General features: G+C 39.5%; 2 protein-coding genes. Both read right to left on the bottom strand.

Annotation, left to right across the window (positions count from 1 at the left end; all coding sequences use genetic code 11):
- Positions 1 to 114: 114 nt before the first annotated feature.
- Positions 115 to 492 (bottom strand): hypothetical protein, encoded by a 378-nt coding sequence (locus tag H595_RS0119735; RefSeq protein ID WP_027672673.1) that lies wholly within the window; start codon positions 490 to 492, stop codon positions 115 to 117.
- Positions 492 to 1058 carry a hypothetical protein gene (locus tag H595_RS0119730; protein ID WP_156886044.1) on the bottom strand — a complete coding sequence of 189 codons (567 nt, stop codon included), beginning with the start codon at positions 1056 to 1058 and terminating at the stop codon, positions 492 to 494. The genes H595_RS0119735 and H595_RS0119730 overlap by 1 nt, the downstream gene beginning before the upstream one ends.
- Positions 1059 to 1113 lie beyond the last annotated feature (55 nt).

The following is a 1113-nucleotide window of genomic DNA, read 5'->3' as shown; positions in this document are numbered from 1 at the left end:
TGGAAACCGGCGATGAATCAGTTCATTATCATGTATGGTGACCGTGTATCGCTATGAGAAACAGCCACTTACACAGAAAATTTTACATACTCAATATTTTATTATTTTTCTGGCTTATTTTTTTGAAATGCTAGTTACTTTATTTTTAGTAGATTCTGAAAGATGTTTTTCTAGTTCGTAGATCCGTCTAATTAGCATGATTTCTCTTGCCAAAGCTTCTTCATATAGCTGTCTGTAATTCCCTATTTTTGCTTTTGCTATTGTGAGCTTTTCACGCTGAGAAATTTCAGGGAGCTTTTGCTCTATTGCAGCTTCATCGATTGCTGCAATTAACTCCTTAAAAATAGCTCTAGATTTTTTAATCGACCCTTTTTGGCGTCCAGCCTCAAGTGATACAGAATCTTTTGATATTTTCGTATCTTTTTGAACGATTAAGGGCTCTCTTTTTTTAAGTCGTTCTAAAGCTTTAAAATATTCAACAATGGATGACATTATTCTGCTTTCCTGATGCGAGTTTGTAGGCGAATCAAATCGTTCAGTTGCTCTTGCTCCATACGGTACTCCATAGATGTGTTTTCAAGCTCATTGATTAATAGTTGCTGAGAAAAAATTACTTTTTCTAATTTGGACTCAACAATTACTGCTTTATCGCAACTTATACAGGCTGAAACAGCCCTCATGGCCTTTTTATTACAGCCCACAGTACTCGTGCATGCTCCAAGCGGAGTCTCGCTATAGGCTAGCTCACCACGTTTGAATCGCTTAATTGTTTCTTCGCGTTTTGCCAAAATGTGAGCTTTATCGCCTTTACGGTTTTGGGCTTCTAACCAGTTACCATATGGCCCATGCAGTGTTCGTTCACTTAGTAACAAGTTATAGATGTATCCCAGGCCTTCACCATATCTTTTTGATTCATTGTACTCATGACTAAAGTGCTTTTTATCGTTCCCGAAGATCGATTGCGAATAAGATGAACCCGCGGCATAGTAGAGTGCCATTTCTTTACTGAGATGCTGTAATTGCGTATTTCGGGATGATCCGGCCAGCGATTTCGGCATGAGTCGGCCACCCATTTCGGTATCATCCGGCCACTGATTTCGGCCTCATCCGGCC

This window comes from Rheinheimera baltica DSM 14885 (assembly GCF_000425345.1).
GTDB classification, from domain to species: domain Bacteria; phylum Pseudomonadota; class Gammaproteobacteria; order Enterobacterales; family Alteromonadaceae; genus Alishewanella; species Alishewanella baltica.
The sequence above is the reverse complement of the archived record's forward strand: the minus strand, read 5'-3'. Positions and strand labels throughout refer to the sequence as shown.

Coding starts and splice junctions, on each gene's coding strand:
- H595_RS0119730 (WP_156886044.1), bottom strand. CDS start 1,058: ATGCCGAAATCGCTGGCCGGATCATCCCGAAATACGCAATTACAGCAT.
- H595_RS0119735 (WP_027672673.1), bottom strand. CDS start 492: ATGTCATCCATTGTTGAATATTTTAAAGCTTTAGAACGACTTAAAAAA.